We start from the raw sequence: 20,620 nt of genomic DNA, 5'->3' as shown, positions 1-20,620 counted from the left end.
GGGGTGCATTATTATTTGTAAATATAGCGTTTTACGCGAGTGCTTTGTCCAATACAGTTTTGATTAAAGATTTTGTTTGGGCATAGCTTTCACCAGGTTGCGCCTCGTATTGTTTGTCGAGGTCGAACCATAAGTTCGGATAGTATTCATATGGATGAGTTTTGAAGAGCTCGTGAGCATCTTGATCTTCAACCCAGTTAATATGAATATCTGCGTATGCAGGGTTTTCTGCAACGAGTTCATCGATAGCGCGGAATGCGTTTTCGCAGTAAGGGCAACCGATTAAGTGGAAACCTAAGATTTCTTTCATGTTACACAGTCCTTTCCAGATAGAATCAACATATACTTACATAATTTGAGATTTTATACATACTCATGCACCACAATATATGGTACACTACTGAGTATATCACATCTATATAAGATATTCAATTTTTTTAGATATATCTAATGAGAATATTGAGAATGTAATATGCATGTATTACATAGATAAGGAGACACCTATGATTTCAGGCGCGCAGTATTTGGTAAAAGCCCTTCAAGAGGAGCAGGTAGAAATCTTATTTAACTATCCTGGGGCTGCTACTATTGATATTATGGATGAATTATATAAACAAGATCAGGTAAAGGTTATTTTGCCTCGTCACGAGCAAGCGTTAGCTCATGCTGCTGACGGGTATGCTCGTAGCACGGGTAAGGTGGGAGTTTGTATGGTAACCTCTGGACCAGGTGCTACCAATCTTGTAACAGGTATTGCTACTGCTTATGCAGATAGTGTGCCTCTCGTTTGTATTACAGGCCAAGTAGACTTAGGTCTTATGGGCAATGATGCCTTCCAAGAGGTGGATACAGTTGGTATCGTCCGTAATATTTGTAAATATGCTGTCACTGTCCGTGATCGTAAAGACTTAGGGCGCATTTTGAAAGAAGCTTTCTACATTGCTCGTACCGGTCGTCCAGGTCCTGTAGTTGTAGATATTCCTAAAAATATTCAAAAGGCGATGGGGTCTGATGAATATCCTACAGAGGTTAATATTCGCGGTTATAAACCGAATATGGCTGTTCACGTAGGGCAAGTTAAAAAGGCTTGCTCCATCATTTCTAAGGCTAAGCGACCACTGTTCCTATTAGGTGGTGGCGTCAGCATTAGTGGTGCCAACCAGCTTATGATGGATTTAATTGAAAAAACAGGCATTCCAGTTGTAACGACCTTGATGGGGAAAGGGGCCGTAGATACACGTCATCCTCTATACCTCGGTAATGTAGGGATTCACGGTGGCTATGCACCAAATGTGGCACTCACAGATTGTGATGTAATGATTTCTATTGGCACTCGCTTCAATGACCGCATTACGGGTAAATTAAGTACCTTTGCACAAAATTGTAAGATTATTCATATCGATGTAGATGCAGCATCTATCTCAAAAAATATTAAAGTAGATATTCCAATCGTAGCCGATGCTAAATTGGCTATTGAAAAACTTTTAGAGTATATTGAGCCTCATGATCTTGGTGATTGGCCTGAACAACTGCAACAGCTTAAAGCAGAACGTCCTGTAACGCAAGCTGATGAAGAAGGTTTAACACCTCAAACAGTCATTGACTACATCAATAATCACTATGATCGCCCAATTGTTACTACTGACGTAGGTCAAAACCAACTATGGACTACTCAGTTCTTAGAGGTACAAGGACAACACCAAATGCTGACTTCTGGCGGTCTTGGTACTATGGGCTATGGCTTCCCTGCAGCACTAGGTGCTCAAATGGGAAATCCAGATAAGCGCGTATTTGCCATCTGTGGTGATGGTGGGGTGCAAATGAACATCCAAGAGTTTGCTACCGCTATGCACTATCGTTTACCTGTGACGCTAATTGTTTTAAACAATGGTTTCCTCGGTAATGTACGTCAATGGCAACAATTGTTCTACGATAAACGTTACGCTTGTACGAATTTGATGATGGATGAAAGCTCCATTGTTACACGAGATATCATTGATAATAATGAGTTTGAATATGTGCCAGACTTCGTGAAATTGGCAGAGGCTTATGGTGCTAAGGCAATGCGCATTACTAAAGTTGAGGATATTGAAAAAGGGTTCCAATTGGCGGATACTTTCAAAAATGGCCCAACCTTACTTGAGTTCATCATTCCTACAGAGCTCAATGTATTGCCAATGGTACCTGCAGGTAAATCTTTAAGTGATATGTTATTAAAGGATAAAAAATAGGAGGGGCTATGGAAGTACATATGAAAAAGCGCTGCATTTCAGCGTATGTAGAAAACCAAATCGGTGTATTGGCTAAAATTTCAGGTCTCTTTGCTGGTAAAAACTATAATTTAGATACATTGACGGTAGGGGAAACAGAAGATCCTACTATGTCGCGTATGACGATTGACCTTACTTGTGATGATTTGACGTATGAACAAATTATTAAACAATTGAACCGCAGCGTAGAGGTAATTAAGGTTATCGACTTTACGGATATGCCGATTACGAAAAAAGAGTTATTATTTATCAAAGTTAATAGCTGTAAGGAAGCGGATAAACAAGAAATCTTCCGTATTGCTCAAACCTTTGATCTCTTAGTGGTGGACTATAACCGTAAGTCTGTACTGATACAATGTGTAAAGACCGTATCTAAAAATAATGACATGATTGCCTTATTTAAAGATATGTTCGTGAATCGCATTGAAGTTGTACGCGGTGGTAGCGTGGCAATCGAGGCATTATCTACACCTGATAAATAAGAGCTGTTTTAAATCTAACTTAAGTCCATTTATAATGTAAGTGTATTACAGACATGGTAATCGTTTAGAGTGTGTAGAACTGCATATGATATAATATTTATATCGACCATTATTGATATAAAGACCTTGGTTGCTTGCTAAGGTCTTTTTATATAGGAGGTACTATGAGCTTATTAGATGATATTTTAGCCCATAATCGAGAATATGTAGAAGATCAAAATACAGGTTATGTAGATACAGATACAAAGTGTAGTAAAATGCCTAGTCGTGAAATGGCAATTGTTACATGTATGGATACACGTCTTGTTAACTTCTTAGAAGATTCCATGGATATTGGGCGCGGTGAAGCGAAAATCGTAAAGACTGCAGGTAACTGTATTACAGGTCCCTTTGATGGCGTTGTGCGTAGTTTACTTGTTTGTATTTATGAGCTAGGTGTTAACGAAATCTTTATCATTGGTCATCACGAATGTGGTATGGCAAAAACTACGGCAAAAGATCTAACAGAAAAAATGTTGGCTCGTGGTATTGCACCAGAAGCGATTCATATGGTCCGTAAAGAAATGGAACGCTGGGCTGATGGCTTTACACATCCTGCTGAAAATGTAGAGGATACAGTAGACGAATTGCGTATGAATCCTTTGATTCCTAAAGATGTGCCTATTCACGGACTTATCTTCCATCCTAGAACGGGTGAAATCGAAGTCATTGTTAATGGCTATACACAAATGAAACAATATTACGAAAAGAATTAGAATTATATGAACAAAAAAAGATTAATTATATCCGTACTGACCATTATTGCCTTGATCTGTGCTGTTGTAGGTGGATATGTCTATAAGGATGCCATACAGAGTCGCATAGCTAGAACGGCTGCCGTTGTAAGTGGACAAGATATTAAGCCACTCCTAGATTCTGAAGGCCGTTATATTCGACAAATCGTAGCTCAAGATAACAGCACGAGTCGTACTATTATGTGGCAATCAGATAGCAGCGAAGCTGATGCGGTAATAGAGTATCGCCTAGCAGGTTCTGAAAATACTCAAACGATAAGGGCAACGGATAAAGCTTTTACCGATGACGGTAGCACTACCTATATCCATGAGGCTACATTGACAGGTCTAACACCTAATACAAAATATGAATATCGCGTTGGTTATAGTAATGATCGTCGAAGTGATTGGTATTTGTTGGAAACTGCTGGCTCCAGTGTGTATGATGTTCTTATCTATCCAGACTCTCAGTCGGGGGATTATTCTCAGTGGGAAGAGATTGTAAAGGACTCAGCACATCGTAACCCTAGGACAGCCTTGTATATTAGCATGGGTGACCTTGTAGATAATGGAGAGCATGCCTATCAATGGCGCACTTGGTTAAATTCCATTAGACCGTTGAGTGCTAATGTGCCGTTAGCAACGACATTAGGCAATCACGAGATGTATACATTAGATTGGAAAATGCGCGAGCCTTATGCGTATTTGAATTACTTCGCAGTACCGCCTAATGGGAATGAAATTTTTAATCGTCGTTATTATTCCTATGACTTCGGTGATGTGCATTACGTTGTATTAGATACAATGTTATATGAAAGCAATCATGAGGATAATCATGATACTCATCATCCTGATTTGTACGATGTAGAGGTTCAGTGGCTACGTCAAGATTTAGCTGCTAATACTAAAAAGTGGACTGTAGTCCTCATGCATCGTGATCCATTCCAATATGCCTTTGACAGACCAGGCGCAAGTCGAGATGTAGGTTTCGATGATGAGGGCGTATTATTTATGCCTATCTTCGATGAGTTTAACGTGGACTTAGTATTATCTGCTCATTTACATACATATCGCAACCGCGGTCATGTACGAAACTTTGATCGAAATCCAACTGGTCCACTATATATCCTTACAGGGATAGCTGGTGATGCACGACGTCCTAAGTGGAAGCAACATCCCTTAGATGTATATGTAGCACCTCAGCCTGAAACGAATAATTATATGTCTATGACCGTAACACCAAATAAGCTGATTATAAAATCATTTTTACCTGATGGTACTCAGCTTGACGAATCAGTCATTGAAAAATAAGAAAAAGACACCTTCTTTGGAAGGTGTCTTTTTTTCTCTAATCAAAGGTAGCAAGAATCTATGAGTAAAATTGATTTACAATATAACAAATAAAAATACGGAAGATTTGTATAAATACTTGCTAATTATGGTAGGTAGTATTATAATACGTGTATAGATTATAAAAATGCACAAAATATGTATAAAATATACATACAGTGTATAAAGGAGATAGAGTAATGAATGCATTACAAGATTTAATAAAAACTTATGCCTCCCAATATAAAGAACAAGTTGTGGAATGGCGCCGACATATTCATAGCCATCCAGAGTTATCTGGTGAAGAGAAACATACATCTTTATTTATTCAAAAGGTGCTTGGTGAACTAGGAATTCCCTTTGTAAACGATATTTCTGATTATGCTGTTATCGGTAAGATAGAAGGTGCTCATACAGGCCCTGTTATTGCATTGCGTGCCGATATGGATGCGTTACCCATACATGAAATAACAGGCTTGCCCTTTGCTTCACAAAATGAAGGTGTTATGCATGCCTGTGGTCATGATAGCCACATGGCAATTTTACTTGGTGCAGCGGCGATTCTACAATCTATTAAAGATCAATTACATGGGACCGTGAAACTCGTATTTCAACCTTCAGAAGAAGAAGCTTTATTTCCAGGGGCTCAAGGTATTGTCGATAGCGGCATCCTCGACGATGTGGATGAGATATATGGACTTCATGTGTGGCCTCAATTGCCAGTGGGAACTGTAGGTCTTAAAAAAGGTAATCTCATGGCTGCATCCGATCACTTCCTCGTACACATTAAAGGGAAAGCTACTCATGGTGCAGAACCTCATAATGGGGTAGACGCAATTGTAGCAGCCGCAAACTGGATTGTAAATGTGGAATCCATGGTGGCTCGCGAAACGAATCCCATGGAAAATCTCGTGTGTACAATTGGAGTGATTAATGGTGGTGATCGATACAATGTGGGCTGTGGTGATGTGTATTTTGAAGGCACTTGTCGTACCTATGAACCAGAAAAACGTGATTATATTGAACGACGATTAGGTGAAAGTTTACAGGCCCTCGATGTGTTGTTTAAAACGGAAAGTACTTTGGATTATAAAAGGGGACATGGTGCAACTATCAATAATCCAGAGGCCATTGATTATGCCACATCCATTGTAGAGAAATATCTTGGTAAAGACGCAGTGGTACATCCTGAGTTCCCATCTATGGCAGCAGAAGACTTCTCCGCCTATCTTCATAAAATCAAAGGTGCGTTCCTTTGGTTAGGCACTGGCTTTGAAGGCAATCCGGCTTTGCATAATGCAGCTTTCACCATCGATGAAAGTATCCTTGAACCAGGTATCACAATGATGGCAGCGTTGGCCGCCGAATATTTACAAGAAAAGTAGTTAAACACATAGTTTGAAATAAGAGGTTATCATGAAAAGTTTACAACATACATCATTTAAAACAATGCTTCAATATACACCAGAGGAAATTAAATACTTCTTGGAGTTAGCAAAAAAATTAAAAGCCGATAAAAAAGTGGGCAAAGAAATCAAAACATTAGTAGGTAAAAACTTTGCATTAATTTTTGAAAAGGATTCCACACGGACACGTTGTGCCTTTGAAGTCGGGGCTGCTGATCAAGGGGCTTTTACAACATATCTTGGTCCTACAGGTTCTCAAATGAATAAGAAAGAATCCTTAAAGGATACGGCTCGTGTTCTTGGCTCCATGTACGATGCCATCGAGTTTAGAGGCTTTGACCAAGAGGATGTAGATACATTGGCGGAATACTCTGGTGTACCAGTTTGGAATGGACTTACCGATATGGATCATCCGACACAAACATTAGCTAATTTCTTAACACTTCAAGAAAATATCGACAAACCGTTGAATGAAATTTCCTTTGCCTATGTTGGACATGGTCAATCAAATATGTGCAATGCTTTGATGAGTGGTGCCGTTAAAATGGGCATGGATTTCAGACTCATTGGTCCTAAACAATACTGGCCAGCTGGTCCGTTCTACGAAGAGTGCTTAAAAGTGGCCAAAGAAACGGGTGCTACTATTACTTGCACAGATGATGTAGCTGAAGGCGTTAAAGGCTTAGATGTTATTTACACTGGTGTGTGGGTAACGATGGGCGATACATATGATATGTGGGAGGAACGTATCAATACCTTTAAACCATTCCAAGTAAATGCAGAAATGATGGCATTAACTGGCAATCCAAATACTAAGTTCTGCCATTGTTTACCTGCGTTCCACAACACAGAAACACAAGTAGGTAAAGATATTTATGAACGGTTTGGCATGAATGGCATTGAGGTAACCGAAGAGGTATTCGAAGGGTCAAACTCTTTAGCGTTCCAAGAAGCAGAAAATCGTCTTCATACTATTAAGGCGGTTATGGTTGCCACATTTAGTGACTATCCATTGAAGTAAGTTCATCTCCCTAGAAGGTGATGTATGGTATAGTTGGTTTTCTATTTATACTGGTTCAAGGGATGTATAAATAGGTGTGAGTCACCAATAGGTGAGAATTGAGGTTTATTATGACACCCCACAGAGTATTTATTGTTGGTCATGAAGGCACAACGGGTCTTAGAATTCATGAACGATTATCCGATCGAAAAGATATAGAACTCTTAGCGACTGCTGATGAGGATCGCAAAAATGTAGAGGCCATTAAAGTGGTTGCAAAAAAGGCAGACATCGTATTTCTTTGTTTACCTGATGCGGTATCTAAAGATATTATGGCGGTTATCGGTGACTTGCCGTGCAAGGTAATTGATACATCTACCGCTTTTAGAACTGATTCTGATTGGGCCTATGGTTTTCCAGAACTTGGTATTAATTATAAGACAGCTATTGCTACTAAAAAACATATTGCAAATCCTGGCTGTCATGCGAGTGGTATGATAGCTTGTATAGCGCCTCTTGTAAAAGCAGGGCTCGTGCCAGTGGATTATCCTTTCACCATTACATCCTTAACAGGCTATAGCGGTGGTGGTAAGAAGATGATTGGTCAATATGAAAGTAGTCCTAAGGACTATTTCCTTTATGCTCCACGTCAATATGGGCTTGGCCAAGAACATAAACATTTACCCGAAGTACAACATGTATGCGGCCTTAGTGAAGCTCCAATTTTTATGCCAATTGTTGATGATTACTACTCTGGAATGGAGGTTACTGTAGGTATTCATAGTCGTTTATGTCATAAACCTGTTTGCATTGATAAGGTACAACAAACGTTAGAAGACTTTTACAAAGATAGTACAATCGTTACGGTTGCACCATTTACTGAAAATAGCAATAGCGGTATGTTAAACGCTAACCAATTGAGCAATACGGACAGTATGAAAATCTATGTCACTGGTAACGATGAACGCATCATGGTTCACGCCATTTTCGATAATTTAGGTAAAGGTGCATCGGGTGCCGCCGTTCAATGTATGAATATTGCATTGGGTTTACCAGAGGATACTGGTTTAGTATTAGGTTAGAGAGGAATCTATGAAGAATGTAACAAATGCAATGCGGGCGCATATCTTAACGGCGGCCGTTCCATATATAAAACAATACACAGATCAGTACGTTGTCGTTAAATATGGCGGCAATGCCATGATTGATGAAGAATTAAAAAAATCCGTTATGAAGGACTTACTATTACTCCAATTAGTGGGTGTAAAAGTAGTCCTCGTTCATGGTGGTGGTCCAGCTATTAATAGTACCTTAGAGGCGATGCAAATTGAATCACATTTTGCTAATGGATTACGCGTTACCGATGAAGCAACGATGGATGTTGTACAAATGGTGCTAGCCGGCAAGGTGAATAAAGGGCTCGTGGCGGATTTAACGGATCTTGGTGGCAAAGCTGTTGGCCTTTGTGGCGTAGATGGCAACATGATTCAAGTTCATAAACAAAACGAAGAACTTGGTTACGTAGGTTATATTGATACCATTGATACCAGCATTATCCATGACGTAATTAGCCGTGGCTATATTCCGGTTATTTCTTCTATCGGCATGGGAGCCGATGGCAAGACCTACAATATTAATGCGGATACGGTAGCTGCGAAAATTGCAGGTGCCCTCAAGGCGGAAACCATGGTAGCTATGACCAATATTGATGGTGTATTGCGAGATGTGCATGATCCAGATTCTTTAATTTCTAAAATTACGATGGCTGAGGCAGTTCAGTTAAAAGCGGATGGTGTCATTGCAGGCGGTATGATTCCAAAGGTAGATTGCTGCTTAGAGGCCATAGAAGCAGGGGCACAAAAGGTATTCATCATCAATGGTGAAATTCCACATGCCATTCTTATCGAGTTATTAACCGATGAAGGCCTTGGTACAATGTTTGTTGCTTAATATAGTAAACATAATACTGGTAATCATCTATTGGGTATCTTTTACATAGATAGACGACGGCATGACCGTACATTTGGAGGATATAATGAGTAATGCAATCGATTTTGAACAACAAGATAAAGAATATATAGCCAATACGTATGGTCGGTTCAACGTATGCTTTGAAAAAGGAAAAGGTTCTCTTTTGTGGGACGTAGATGGTAAAGAGTACATCGACCTCGGCTCTGGTATTGGCGTAACCGCCTTTGGTGTTGACGATGATGAGTGGACTGAGGCTGTTACTAAGCAGTCTCATGCGTTGAATCATATTTCTAATTTATACTATTCCTTGCCACAAATTGAGCTAGCGAAACAGCTCTGTGCGAAAACGGGGATGAAAAAGGTGTTTTTTTCTAACTCTGGTGCGGAGTCTAACGAATGTGCTATTAAGGCAGCGCGTAAATATAGCCATGACAAATATGGCGAAGGACGTCATATAATTGTTACCTTAGTCAATAGTTTCCACGGTCGTACTATTACCACCTTGTCTGCGACAGGACAAGATGTATTCCATCAACATTTCTTCCCATTTACGGAAGGCTTTATTCATACCCCAGCCAATGATATTGATGCGGCTTTGAAAGCCCTTGCTAATCCATCTGTTTGTGCCATCATGATGGAACCTATTCAAGGTGAAGGTGGTGTTATGCCATTAGATAAGGAGTTTGTCCAAAGCGTAACAAAATATGCTCATGAACACGATCAACTGGTACTCATCGATGAGGTACAAACTGGTAATGGTCGGACTGGTAGCTTATATGCATACCAACAATTTGGTATCGAACCAGATGTGGTATCTACTGCAAAAGGTTTGGCCGGAGGGCTACCCATGGGTGCCACCTTATTCAATGAAAAGATGCAATATGTATTAAATGCTGGTGCTCATGCTACTACTTTTGGAGGTAATCCAATCTGCGCAGCTGCAGGTAATACCATTATTAGCCGGTTAACTCCTGAACTCCTTGACTCTGTAAAAGCAAAAGGGGAATACGTAAAGGCTACCTTAACTGGTAAACCTGGCGTTCTTGGTGTTAGCGGTATGGGCCTCATGCTTGGCATTGAAACTACGGTTGATGCTAAAGCTGTTATAGCTAAATGTCTTGAAAAAGGCGTAGTATGCTTATCTGCTAAAAATAAAGTGCGCCTTTTACCAGCTCTTAATATCCCGCAAGAACAGTTAGAAAAAGCTATTGCTATTTTAGCTGATGTGATTGAAGAATTAGCAGCACAGTAAGAAGTAAGATTTTGTTTAACTTTCATAAATATTGTTTACTATAGTTATGTAACATTGAACTATGGAAATAAACCGATGATTATATAGACTTTACTCCGTATTCGTGTTACTCTAAAAGAAACAGTCTATATTGGAGGAGTAAATATGAATACAGAATCCTTACGTAATGAAGTATTGGTTCCAGCGGTAGCAAAAACGTTGGACATTGCAGCTAAAGCAAAACCTACAAAAGAAGAAATTATCACAACGGCGAAAATCACCGCTGCTGTGACAGTTGCAACAGCTGTTGTATCCTTAGCGGTACAAGCAGTATTGCGCAACCGATAAGAAACTGAGAAAACGACATGGCGCGCTGCCTGTCGTTTTCTTTTACTTTTACCATGTTATTCCCCTAAATAAGGGGTTTTTCTTGGTGCATGTAGGTTTTGTATTTATAAATTCGGAGACTGTTTAATCGTTATATATTAGCGATGCATATTGATATTAGAGGAGGCGATACGATGCATAGTCGCGATTTAATAGAGCAATATAAAGGCTACGTGCAAAATTGGCGTAGATATTTTCATAAACATCCAGAGCTCAGCAATGAAGAGTTTGAGACGACAAAGACACTCGCTAAAGAACTAGAATCAATGGGCGTAGAGGTTCATGTAGACACAGAACGTGGTATCGGCTTAATCGGCATTATCCATGGTGCTAAACATGGAAAGGCTATCGCGTTGCGTGCTGACATCGATGCACTGCCTGTTCATGAACATAATGCAGTGGACTATAAATCAGAAGTAGAAGGCAAAATGCACGCTTGCGGTCATGATGGACATATGGCTATTTTATTAGGTGCGGCTAAGATGCTAATGTCTATGAAAGACCGTATTGAAGGCGATGTGTATTTAGCATTCCAACCTGCGGAAGAAACTGGAGCAGGGGCTCCGGATTTCATTAAATTTGGCGATTGGTATGATAAGGTAGATGCTATCTTTGGAGGGCATGTGTGGATCGATTTGTCAGCGGGACTCATGTCTGTAGAAGAGGGTCCTCGTATGGCTGCGAGTAGCCAGATTACTATTAATGTAAAAGGCAAACAAGGTCATGGTGCACAGCCTCATCAAGCGATTGATGCTATCGTGGTGGCTAGTGCCATCGTTATGAATTTACAAACCGTGGTTTCTCGCGATGTAAGTGCCCTTGATTCCGTCGTTGTTACGATTGGCAATATTCATTCTGGCTCAGAATGGAATGTCATCCCTGGGGAAGCTTCCCTAGGCGGTACAGTTCGTTTCTTTGATCCAAACCAAGAACAATATATTGTCGATACTATTCGCCGCATTGTAGAACACACTGCAGAGGCCTATGGAGCGACTGCTACATTAGAATATGTAAAAAAAGTACCCCCTACTATTAATGATCCTGAATCCAGTGAACTTGCAGAACGTGTTGTTATTGATACATTAGGTAAAGACAAACTTTCTAAGATGCGTAAAGTAATGCCGGGGGAAGATTTTGCATGGTATTTACAAGATAAACCAGGATGCTTTGCCTTTATTGGTATTCAAAACCCTGATGTAGAAGCTACCTTCGATCACCATAATAATAGATTTAATATGGATGACTCCGTACTATCTGCGGCATCAGCGGTGTATGCGGAATATGCCATTGCTTGGTTACAAGAAAATAAATAAATTTTAATCTGATAAACCCCTTTACATTTTTCGTAAAGGGGTTTATTATATTCCAATATTAAATCATATGTAATTAAAATGGTTTCCTGTTAAAGTACAAGTTTTAGTGCTTTGCGGATAAAAAGGGCCTTTCTTCGCCGGACGGTTCTAGAAGCCAGAAAGGATGTAATGAACGATCAAGTTTCTATTTCAACAGCAAATATTCGTGGTGCTTTTGGGGCATTTTTTATCCCCGGCATGTACACAGCTTTATGGGCTGGTTTTGTGCCATATTTAAAAGCAAAGCTTAGTATTGGTGAAGATGTATTAGGTTCCATGATTTTGTTGCTCGGTGTAGGTTCTTGTTTATCCATGGCTATAGCAGGTAAGCTTGTAGAAAGCTTTGGGTGTAAGAGAGTCGTTTTGTTAGCTAGCTTTATTGGTATGGTATCTCTTGCCATCGTTACTATGTGTCCTACTATTGCTACAACAACAGTAGCCCTGTTCTTTTTTGGTATTGGTGTAGGCCTTAGTGGTGCTTCTGCTAATTTACAAGCTATCCTAACAGAAAAGGTGAGCAAAAAACATTTAATGGGCGCCTATCACGGTGGCTGGAGCTTAGGTGGTTTTGCTGGTGCCGGTGTTTTGCTCGTGCTTTTAAAAATCTTATCGCTGCCTGTTAATCAAAGTATTTGGGGGCTTCTCATCGTACTATTTATTGCGATGGTTGTAGTTAGCCAATTTATGTTGACCTTTGGTAGTGATCCAAATGCAAAGGTTACTAAAAAATCTAAAAGCCCATTGTCCTTTCATCCAATCGCTCTTATTTTTGGTTTATTGTCCTTTGTTTCTTACTTGGTAGAAGGTGCTGTAGGGGATTGGAGTGCATTATATTTATTTGAAGATAAAGGGATTGTTATCGAAGAGGCTGTCATGGGTGTAATGCTCTTTAATGGTACTATGTGTATAGGCCGTTTGCTTGGTAATAGATTAGGTAAACACTTAACATCAAAGCAAGTTGTTGTTGGTGGCTACTTACTTGGCTCTATTGCGATGGGGCTTATCGTGTTCTTGCCAGGTCATGCATCCATGTATACTTACTTATTATTGGGTATTTCATTAGCTATGATAGTACCAAACCTATTCTCTGCAATGGGGGAACAAAATGTCATTCCTATGACACAAGCGGTCGCAACATCCACAATGCTCGGTTATATGGGTATTTTGATGGGACCTGCCTTAATTGGTTTCATTGCGCACGGTACAAGTCTTACAGTAGCATTTATCGTATTGACTACATTGCTTGTTGTAAGTGCAGGTATTGGTAAATACGCATACCATTTAATGAGTAAAGACTGTGGTCTTAGTGAAGAACAAATTTAATAGCCTATAATTAAGGAGCTACGATTTTCGTATCGTAGCTCCTTTTTCATATTTTTATATTTTATGTATTTCACGCATTAAAAAGCCACAGGTCTAGAACCTGTGGCTTTTAGAACTATCATTATATATTGATTAGATTAGCGATCGCCATTGAAGATGGAGTTTTTAACAAGTACATAGTCTACTTTGCGGATAGCTTGTAGAGTCGTTCCGCCAGCGTAAGAAATAGCGGATTGTAAATCTTGTTCCATTTCAGTTAATGTATCGAAGATAGAACCTTTGGAATCGATGAAAATCTTTTTGCCTTCTACGTTTTTGCGTTCCCCTTTTTGGAACTCAGAAGCAGAACCAAAGTATTCTTTTACAGCTTTGCCGTCAACAATCTTTTCTTCCCCTGGAGATTCTTCATGACCAGCAAATAGGGAGCCAATCATAACCATGGTAGCACCAAAGCGAATGGATTTTGCGATGTCGCCATGGTCACGAATACCGCCGTCAGCGATGATAGGTTTAGTAGCTGCTTTTGCGCACCAGCGAACAGCAGCTAATTGCCAGCCACCAGTACCGAAGCCAGTTTTTAACTTAGTGATACATACCTTACCAGGACCGATGCCTACTTTAGTCGCATCAGCACCAGCGTTTTCTAGTTCACGAACTGCTTCTGGAGTACCAACATTACCAGCGATAATGAAAGTCTCAGGCAAGTTCTTTTTAATGTATTGAATCATTTCGATGACTGCATTGGAATGACCATGTGCAATATCAATAGTGATATATTCTGGGGTTAAGTTTTCTTTCTTGAATTCATCAACTAAAGCAAATTCTTCAGCTTTTACGCCGATAGAAATAGAAGAATATAAGTTAAGGTCGTGCATACGTTTTACAAAGTCCATACGACGTTCTGGTTGGAAACGATGCATGATATAGAAATACCCTTCACGAGCTAATTTTTCAGCCAACTCTTCGTCGATAATAGTTTGCATATTAGCAGGTACTACTGGCAAGCGGAATGTGCGTTTACCTAATTTTACATGTGTATCACATTCGCTACGACTGGAGACAATACATTTGTTAGGAATCAATTGCACGTCTTCATAATCAAAGATGTTAGTTGTATTAATCATAGTTTCTATATCTCCTTCGAGTATTACATATTGAACCTGTACCATTATACAAGAGACTCATAAAATTTTCAATACGTTCCGAATATTTTGTTTGGTGTAAGGGATAAACTGTAGTACAATACAAGTAGATTGTATAAATAATATATTCATTTATAGATATATGGTAAAAGGAGGTTGATTAATGTGGAACAGTCTAAAACCCGTATGCTTGCTGAAGCTGGCGTAGCAATTGCCATTGCTCAAGTGTTGTCATTTATTACGATTTTTCATATGCCACAGGGGGGCTCTATTAAGGCGGCAGCTTTGGTACCACTCATGATTTACGCATATCGTTGGGGCGGAACACGAGGTATCTTCGTAGGTGTTGTATATGGTATATTACACTTTATTTTAGGTTTTAAATCATCTGTTCATTATTTAAGTATTGTATTAGACTACTTGGTTGCTTACGGTGCTATTGGCGTTTGTGGTTACTTTAAAGATTCTCTTTCTGGACTTATCACTGGATCCATCGTAGGTATTGTATTGCGTTGGGGGGCATCTGTTACGAGCGGTGCTGTGGTCTTTGCTAGCTATGCTCCGCAAGGGCAGAATCCTTGGGTTTATTCTATGATTTATAATGCATCCTATATGGTGCCAGATGGCCTTTTAAATATTGCAGTTTTACTATTCATTTACCAAGGTGTTAAACGAGGTTTACAACGTCGTGGATAAATTAGGTTTAATTATTTTGGCTGGAGGACTCAGCACTAGAATGGGGCAACCTAAAGCTTTGTTGCCTTGGATTAATGGTGAAAGTCTTATATCTCATGCCCTTCGTAAGGGCTTAGATGCAGATATTCAAGATATTCTTATCTCCATCGGTGATGACGAGCAATTAGGACTTGCTATACAGACTCATATTATAGATACATTATCGAACGATGAGAAAAATAAGGTTTCTATTGTTCGGGATTCTGTTGGGCGATGCGGACCTTTAGGGGGGCTGTATAGCACTCTAGCGGTTGGTACTAGTTCTGCTTATGCAGTAATGGCAGTAGATATGCCATTCATGGAAATGGATTTGTATTATGATTGGCTCTATCAAGTAGAGCATAATGATTGGAATGTCATCGTCCCATATAGTGAAAGTGGTAAGTCTGAGCCGATGGCCGGTATTTATAGGCCATATATTGCGTCCTTAATTCAATCTATTCTTGTTGGCGAAAATGTATCGTTGCATCATGCCCTCGATGTTATTGGTCATGTAGAATCTATTGATGCTACTGATTTTAGTTGGGAGCTAAGCAATATTAATCGATTTGAAGACTATCAATGGGCGCGAGCTTTAGCGGAAAATGAATTCCGCCGTGTACCTTTAATTAGTGTGGTCGCATCGAAACGTAAAACAGGTAAGACTACTGTTGTAACGCGCCTTGTGTGTGAGTTACAAAAAATCGGTTTATCCGTTGGTGTTGTCAAAAGCGATAAACATGGCTTTCAGATGGATCATGAGGGAACAGATACAGATCTTGTTTATAAAGCTGGGGCTGATGCGGTTGCTATTGCAGGCCCTACTGAAACAGCGATTCGCATACGTACAAAAGAACAATCAAACCTGTATGAAATATCACAGTTTATGCCTGTAGATATAGTTATACTAGAATCACGGTCTCAAGGGATTGCCCCTATTATAGAGGTTACCCAAGAGGGACATACGGAAGAGTTGATCTCGGATCCGATGGACCGAGTGGCGACGATAGAAATTGGCAAGTTAGATCAAGAGGTACCTGAATTGGTACGTCACATACAGGAAATGATGAGGAGTTTAAATGGCCGTCGTTACTGTTGAGAAGGCACTCCAATTGTGGGATGAAGCCTTACAAACGCAAGTTCATAAAGTTGAAACGATTGCAGTTAAGACTGCGAAGGGATATGTACTAGCAGAGGATATTATTGCGCCAACGGATGTACCTGCTTTTTCAAAATCTGCTATGGATGGATATGCCATCGCCTATGAAGAAGGCCGTAATGAATATATCGTTGACGGTATCATTGGTGCTGGTGTTATATGGGAACATCCCGTAGAAGTTGGTCATGCGGTGCGTATTATGACTGGTGCACCGGTACCAGACACATGTGATACTGTCATCATGCAAGAACAAGTGGTTGGCACTGGTGAACCACAAACTACAATTACGATTCAAGGCAAATATCATTGTGGTGATCATATTATTCCACAAGGTGAGGAGTGTGTTGCCGGCACCATTGTGATTCCACGTGGTACAGAGGTAACATCTACAGTACAAACCATTTTGACGGGACTCGGTATTATTGAGATATCTGTTAATGCCATGCCTCGCGTGTTAGTTCTTACCTCTGGTCACGAGGTTATTGAACCTGGTGAAAGTTTAACACCTGGTAAAATTTACAACTCCAATCGAGCTATGATTTGTGGGCTCTTGGAGGATTTAGGATTTCACAAGATAACACACTATCATGTAAGTGATGCTCCGGAGGAGCTAGATTCTGAAATCAATCATGTTTTGAAACTTAGTGAAGAAGCAGATATTATTATCAGTTCTGGTGGTGTGTCGGTAGGTCTTTTTGATACGATGCCTCTTATTTATGAAAAATTGGGGGCAGAATCTATCTATGCCCGTATTCAAATGCGACCGGGTGCAGCATCCTATGGTGCGGTTACCACGAAAGGTCAGATTATCTTTGGTTTGTCCGGTAATCCAGGGGCTGCCTTTAATGGATGGCATTTAATCGTAGCGCCTACCTTGAAGCGTTATAAAGGGTTGGCTAATTGGACGACTCCAGTGGTGGCTTGTGTAATGGATACAGAAATCTTCAAACGTAATGCTTTTGATCGTTATGTACAAGGGAAAGTCATATTTTGCGGTGGAGCGCCACGTTTTGTGGCTAATCGTCACTTTAATAGTAGTAGTATGTTAGGGCTATATACTGTGAATGCGTTGGCATGTATTCCACGAGGAACTCATGAAGTACATCCTGGTGATACATTTAATGTGTATCTATTAGGCTTGCTGCCTGCAGTTTAGACCCTTTTGATTTTTAGATTCTTACTTTAAGGCGTTAGATTTTTTAGAGTTATAGAGTTTTAGAGTTATAGATACAAATATACTAGTTAAAAAACTATAATATTTATAGCTAATCATAATGTAAAAAGACGAGGTTTCTTAGGAGGCCTCGTCTTTGCGTTTATTCAAAATATTTCGTTTATCCAAAATAATTTTAATTTTGTTACCAAAGATACTGAAATTAAATCTCAATTAAATTATAATAAAATTAAGGGAAGGATATTTTTTTAGTTATATCAATTGGTTTTGATAAAATTGTTTTAATCTACTTTTTATTTACTTTTACTATTATATAGCTATATAAGGAGTGATTTCTATGAGTAAGACTTTCACAAAAAATATCCCAGTAAACGAAATTTTACATCTAGGTGAGCACCTAGAGTATAAAGAGGGTCAAGTGATTAGTATTACAATTGCTCAAAATGAGCGACTCAGCATTACACTATTTGCGCTGCCTAAGGGGGAAGAAATCTCTACGCATGTAACAGTAGGCGATGCGATTGTGCAAATCCTCGATGGAGAAGCGCACATCGTTGTTGGTGATACGGAGCATAATGTGAAGGCTGGTGAAACCTTGATCATGCCGTCTGAAGTGCCTCATAGTTTGGATGCACGAGAAAGCTTCAAGATGCTGTTGACTGTAGTTAAATAAATATATCATAATAAATGCATCCCTTATATCAATAAGGGGTGCATTTTATATGTATTCTTTACAAGCCAGAGCTACACCTAAAGAGCATCACGATGAAATTGTGAAATCTTTGGTATCTAATATTAATGAACTTGAACAGAGTGGACTTTTTGAAAGCGTTCAAGTGTATAAACGTGATTTAGTACGGGTGTATCATTCAAAACAATGCACTGAACCTGTTGGACCTGTGGTAGACCAAATTTTATTCGGTTCTTGGTCTCAGGATGAAATCGATTTGTTGGTGCTAGGTAGAATACAAGAACAGGAGCTGCGAAAGCAGTTATGTTAAAGGACTTTGGAAATTATGGATTACTTCGACTATTCATATAAACATAATTACATAGAGTTTAGCAGCAACATATATCGAGTTGGTACATACCATTACAATTGGTATGGGAAAACGGAGATTTTTATCTTGTTAAAAGGGCGCGTTGAGATGAGTTGTAATGATGAGGTGTTTACATTAGAGCCCTTTGATGCGGTTATTATTTCCCCTCAAGTAGGCCATTCAACACTAGCTCTTGAAGAAGATGTAATCGCTTTTTCAATTCGTGTAGGACATGAGTTTTATCAACAGTATGATTCAGAGTTTGGTTCGTACCATTTTGTTGTTCGTTCCGATGAAAGCACTCGTCATAATCAATTTTTTACAACCTTGCGCCACCATGCAGCTATGATGATGTTGTTGATGGCTAAAGGTGAAAGTCCCGTACATCGCATGTGGGTAGAGCATCATTATTTAGCATTAGCTGGCGATGTGTTTAGGGAGTTTGATCCAGTTAAACTTGTTCATGAAAATGTTAGACCTGGTGATATAAAGCCGGCTACCTTTGATAAGATGATTGCTTATATCGATGAACATTATCAACAAAAAATTGAGTTAGAAGATATTGCTAAAATTGGTGGCTATAATGTAGCTTATACCTCTCAGTTCTTTAAGCGACAAATGGGTATTTCCTTTATTGACTATCTATTACGTTTGAGACTAAGGGAGGCAACAACTCGTTTGACTAGCTCTGATGAGGCAGTTGCTAGGATAGCTAGCAGTTGTGGCTTTGCAGATATTAAAGCCTTTAATGTGGCTTTCAAAAAACATTTCCACTTGACACCAACAGAATATCGTAAACAAGTAAAAGAAATTGGACGTAAAACAACATTACAAAATGGGGTAGAAATTGTTTCTGTTGAAAATCAAGATGTTCTAGATTTGTTACACTCGTTCTTGTCCTACGAAGATGATTCAAGAGCTAAGAGCGAGCTAGAGTTTATGAGTCAAAAACTAGAAACCTTAAAGGCGAAGTTAGCTGATGTTGTAAAGGCGTTATAATTAGTAGTCTAAATTAATGGTCTGACTCCGACTTGTTGTAAATAGAAGTTGGCTTAATGTAAATTAAATTTTTTTGACCATATAGAAATATTGGAATTGGGTGATTTTCTATATATATATAAATACTCTAAAGGTACTAAAAAAGCACTCCTTTTGATAGATAGAGCTTTTTTGCATGTATTTTATAGGTAAATTTATATAATTTTATAGTCTCTAAATAAGAAAAACATATAGAAAACCTTAACTTTTGCTTAATTTAATTCAAAAAATTACCTTTTAATATGGATAGTTAGATTATCCAAACTGAGTAAAATATACTTCATCAGGAGTTCAAAATAATCAGTTAATAATTTTGGAGGATATATGAATCGAGTAAAATTTATGGAAAACTTAGGGAAGGTAGCAACTGTAACTGCTGTAGCAATGTATGTATCTTACTTCCCACAAATTATGAATAACTTAGCGCATCCAGGAACTGGTGATTGGATCCAACCATTAGTGGCGGCTATCAACTGTACATTATGGGTATTATACGGTTTGTTTAAAGAACATAGAGATATTCCAGTAGCATTAGCCAATGCACCAGGTATCTTCTTCGGTTTAGCAGCAGCTATTACGGCTCTTATGTAATATTGATGAGTAAGGCTGTTTTGTTATTAAAGTTTGGTATAAATATAATAATTAAGATGTCGTTGACCAAAGTTAAATAAATATATCATAATAAATGCATCTCTTAGATTAGGAAGGGATGCATTTTTGTATTTCGGTTTTAACTATCTGGTAGGTATTGAAATTAGTGGAGAAATCTTTGCTTGTATTATTTTTACCAGAAAAGATTACCTTTTAATAATTAGTTGTTTGATTTTAC

General features: G+C 39.0%; 21 protein-coding genes. 19 read left to right on the top strand and 2 right to left on the bottom strand.

Translation table 11 applies throughout. From position 1 onward, the window contains the following. Positions 1-31 precede the first annotated feature (31 nt). Positions 32-310, bottom strand: a complete 279-nt coding sequence (locus E7B10_RS05320) for a glutaredoxin (protein ID WP_287510986.1) — start codon at positions 308-310, stop codon at positions 32-34. Positions 311-503: 193 nt separating this feature from the next. On the opposite strand from E7B10_RS05320, the gene ilvB reads away from it, so the two are divergent. From ilvB to E7B10_RS05260, 12 genes are all read left to right on the top strand, one after another. Then, complete coding sequence (gene ilvB / locus E7B10_RS05315) at positions 504-2,231, top strand: biosynthetic-type acetolactate synthase large subunit (RefSeq protein WP_295792853.1); 1,728 nt, start codon at positions 504-506, stop codon at positions 2,229-2,231. Between the two features lie 8 nt (positions 2,232-2,239). After that, positions 2,240-2,752, top strand: a complete 513-nt coding sequence (gene ilvN / locus E7B10_RS05310; RefSeq protein ID WP_105098491.1) for an acetolactate synthase small subunit — start codon at positions 2,240-2,242, stop codon at positions 2,750-2,752. Between the two features lie 164 nt (positions 2,753-2,916). After that, positions 2,917-3,507: a carbonic anhydrase gene (locus tag E7B10_RS05305; RefSeq protein WP_012864653.1), complete on the top strand. Its 591-nt coding sequence runs from the start codon at positions 2,917-2,919 to the stop codon at positions 3,505-3,507. 6 nt (positions 3,508-3,513) lie between these two features. After that, a complete protein-coding gene (locus E7B10_RS05300) occupies positions 3,514-4,836 on the top strand; it encodes a metallophosphoesterase family protein (RefSeq protein ID WP_287511418.1) in 1,323 nt (440 codons plus the stop codon). A gap of 218 nt (positions 4,837-5,054) precedes the next feature. Further along, positions 5,055-6,239 carry a M20 family metallopeptidase gene (locus E7B10_RS05295; RefSeq protein WP_287511416.1) on the top strand — a complete coding sequence of 395 codons (1,185 nt, stop codon included), beginning with the start codon at positions 5,055-5,057 and terminating at the stop codon, positions 6,237-6,239. Between the two features lie 31 nt (positions 6,240-6,270). After that, a complete protein-coding gene (argF, locus tag E7B10_RS05290) occupies positions 6,271-7,281 on the top strand; it encodes an ornithine carbamoyltransferase (RefSeq protein ID WP_353799197.1) in 1,011 nt (336 codons plus the stop codon). 110 nt (positions 7,282-7,391) lie between these two features. Continuing rightward, positions 7,392-8,342, top strand: a complete 951-nt coding sequence (gene argC, locus E7B10_RS05285) for an N-acetyl-gamma-glutamyl-phosphate reductase (RefSeq protein ID WP_287501441.1) — start codon at positions 7,392-7,394, stop codon at positions 8,340-8,342. A 10-nt stretch (positions 8,343-8,352) separates the two neighbouring features. Continuing rightward, positions 8,353-9,210, top strand: coding sequence for an acetylglutamate kinase (argB, locus tag E7B10_RS05280; RefSeq protein ID WP_195394625.1), 858 nt, complete (start codon positions 8,353-8,355; stop codon positions 9,208-9,210). An 85-nt stretch (positions 9,211-9,295) separates the two neighbouring features. Next, entirely contained in the window at positions 9,296-10,483 is a 1,188-nt protein-coding gene (locus tag E7B10_RS05275; protein ID WP_287511413.1) for an aspartate aminotransferase family protein, read from the top strand. 144 nt (positions 10,484-10,627) lie between these two features. Further along, on the top strand, positions 10,628-10,810 hold the full coding sequence (locus E7B10_RS05270) for a hypothetical protein (protein ID WP_004696604.1): 183 nt from the start codon (positions 10,628-10,630) through the stop codon (positions 10,808-10,810). Between the two features lie 173 nt (positions 10,811-10,983). Continuing rightward, positions 10,984-12,162, top strand: a complete 1,179-nt coding sequence (locus tag E7B10_RS05265) for an amidohydrolase (RefSeq protein ID WP_287511411.1) — start codon at positions 10,984-10,986, stop codon at positions 12,160-12,162. A 168-nt stretch (positions 12,163-12,330) separates the two neighbouring features. Then, the gene (locus E7B10_RS05260; RefSeq protein WP_227037118.1) at positions 12,331-13,524 is read left to right on the top strand and encodes an MFS transporter; all 1,194 of its coding nucleotides are present in this window, start codon (positions 12,331-12,333) and stop codon (positions 13,522-13,524) included. Between the two features lie 137 nt (positions 13,525-13,661). Here the strand turns inward: E7B10_RS05260 and E7B10_RS05255 are convergent, their stop codons facing one another. Further along, positions 13,662-14,648: a GMP reductase gene (locus tag E7B10_RS05255; protein WP_021148399.1), complete on the bottom strand. Its 987-nt coding sequence runs from the start codon at positions 14,646-14,648 to the stop codon at positions 13,662-13,664. Positions 14,649-14,831: 183 nt separating this feature from the next. Between E7B10_RS05255 and thiT the strand changes: the two genes are divergently transcribed. The 7 genes from thiT (at position 14,832) to E7B10_RS05220 (ending at position 20,382) form a co-directional block, all read left to right on the top strand. After that, positions 14,832-15,362: an energy-coupled thiamine transporter ThiT gene (gene thiT / locus E7B10_RS05250; RefSeq protein WP_105086691.1), complete on the top strand. Its 531-nt coding sequence runs from the start codon at positions 14,832-14,834 to the stop codon at positions 15,360-15,362. Further along, entirely contained in the window at positions 15,355-16,479 is a 1,125-nt protein-coding gene (mobB, locus tag E7B10_RS05245) for a molybdopterin-guanine dinucleotide biosynthesis protein B (protein ID WP_287511410.1), read from the top strand. The genes thiT and mobB overlap by 8 nt, the downstream gene beginning before the upstream one ends. Further along, positions 16,460-17,695: a molybdopterin molybdotransferase MoeA gene (locus E7B10_RS05240; RefSeq protein ID WP_287511409.1), complete on the top strand. Its 1,236-nt coding sequence runs from the start codon at positions 16,460-16,462 to the stop codon at positions 17,693-17,695. Before mobB ends, E7B10_RS05240 begins: the two co-directional genes overlap by 20 nt. Before the next feature lie 355 nt (positions 17,696-18,050). Further along, positions 18,051-18,386 (top strand): cupin domain-containing protein, encoded by a 336-nt coding sequence (locus E7B10_RS05235; RefSeq protein WP_021148395.1) that lies wholly within the window; start codon positions 18,051-18,053, stop codon positions 18,384-18,386. A gap of 4 nt (positions 18,387-18,390) precedes the next feature. Next, complete coding sequence (locus E7B10_RS05230; RefSeq protein WP_316055530.1) at positions 18,391-18,714, top strand: zeta toxin family protein; 324 nt, start codon at positions 18,391-18,393, stop codon at positions 18,712-18,714. Positions 18,715-18,729: 15 nt separating this feature from the next. Next, positions 18,730-19,752: an AraC family transcriptional regulator gene (locus E7B10_RS05225; RefSeq protein ID WP_287511408.1), complete on the top strand. Its 1,023-nt coding sequence runs from the start codon at positions 18,730-18,732 to the stop codon at positions 19,750-19,752. A gap of 363 nt (positions 19,753-20,115) precedes the next feature. Beyond that, entirely contained in the window at positions 20,116-20,382 is a 267-nt protein-coding gene (locus E7B10_RS05220; RefSeq protein ID WP_024062029.1) for a SemiSWEET family transporter, read from the top strand. Positions 20,383-20,620 lie beyond the last annotated feature (238 nt).

Source organism: Veillonella sp. (assembly GCF_032470285.1).
GTDB lineage: Bacteria > Bacillota > Negativicutes > Veillonellales > Veillonellaceae > Veillonella.
This window is presented reverse-complemented; position numbering and strand designations above follow the sequence as displayed.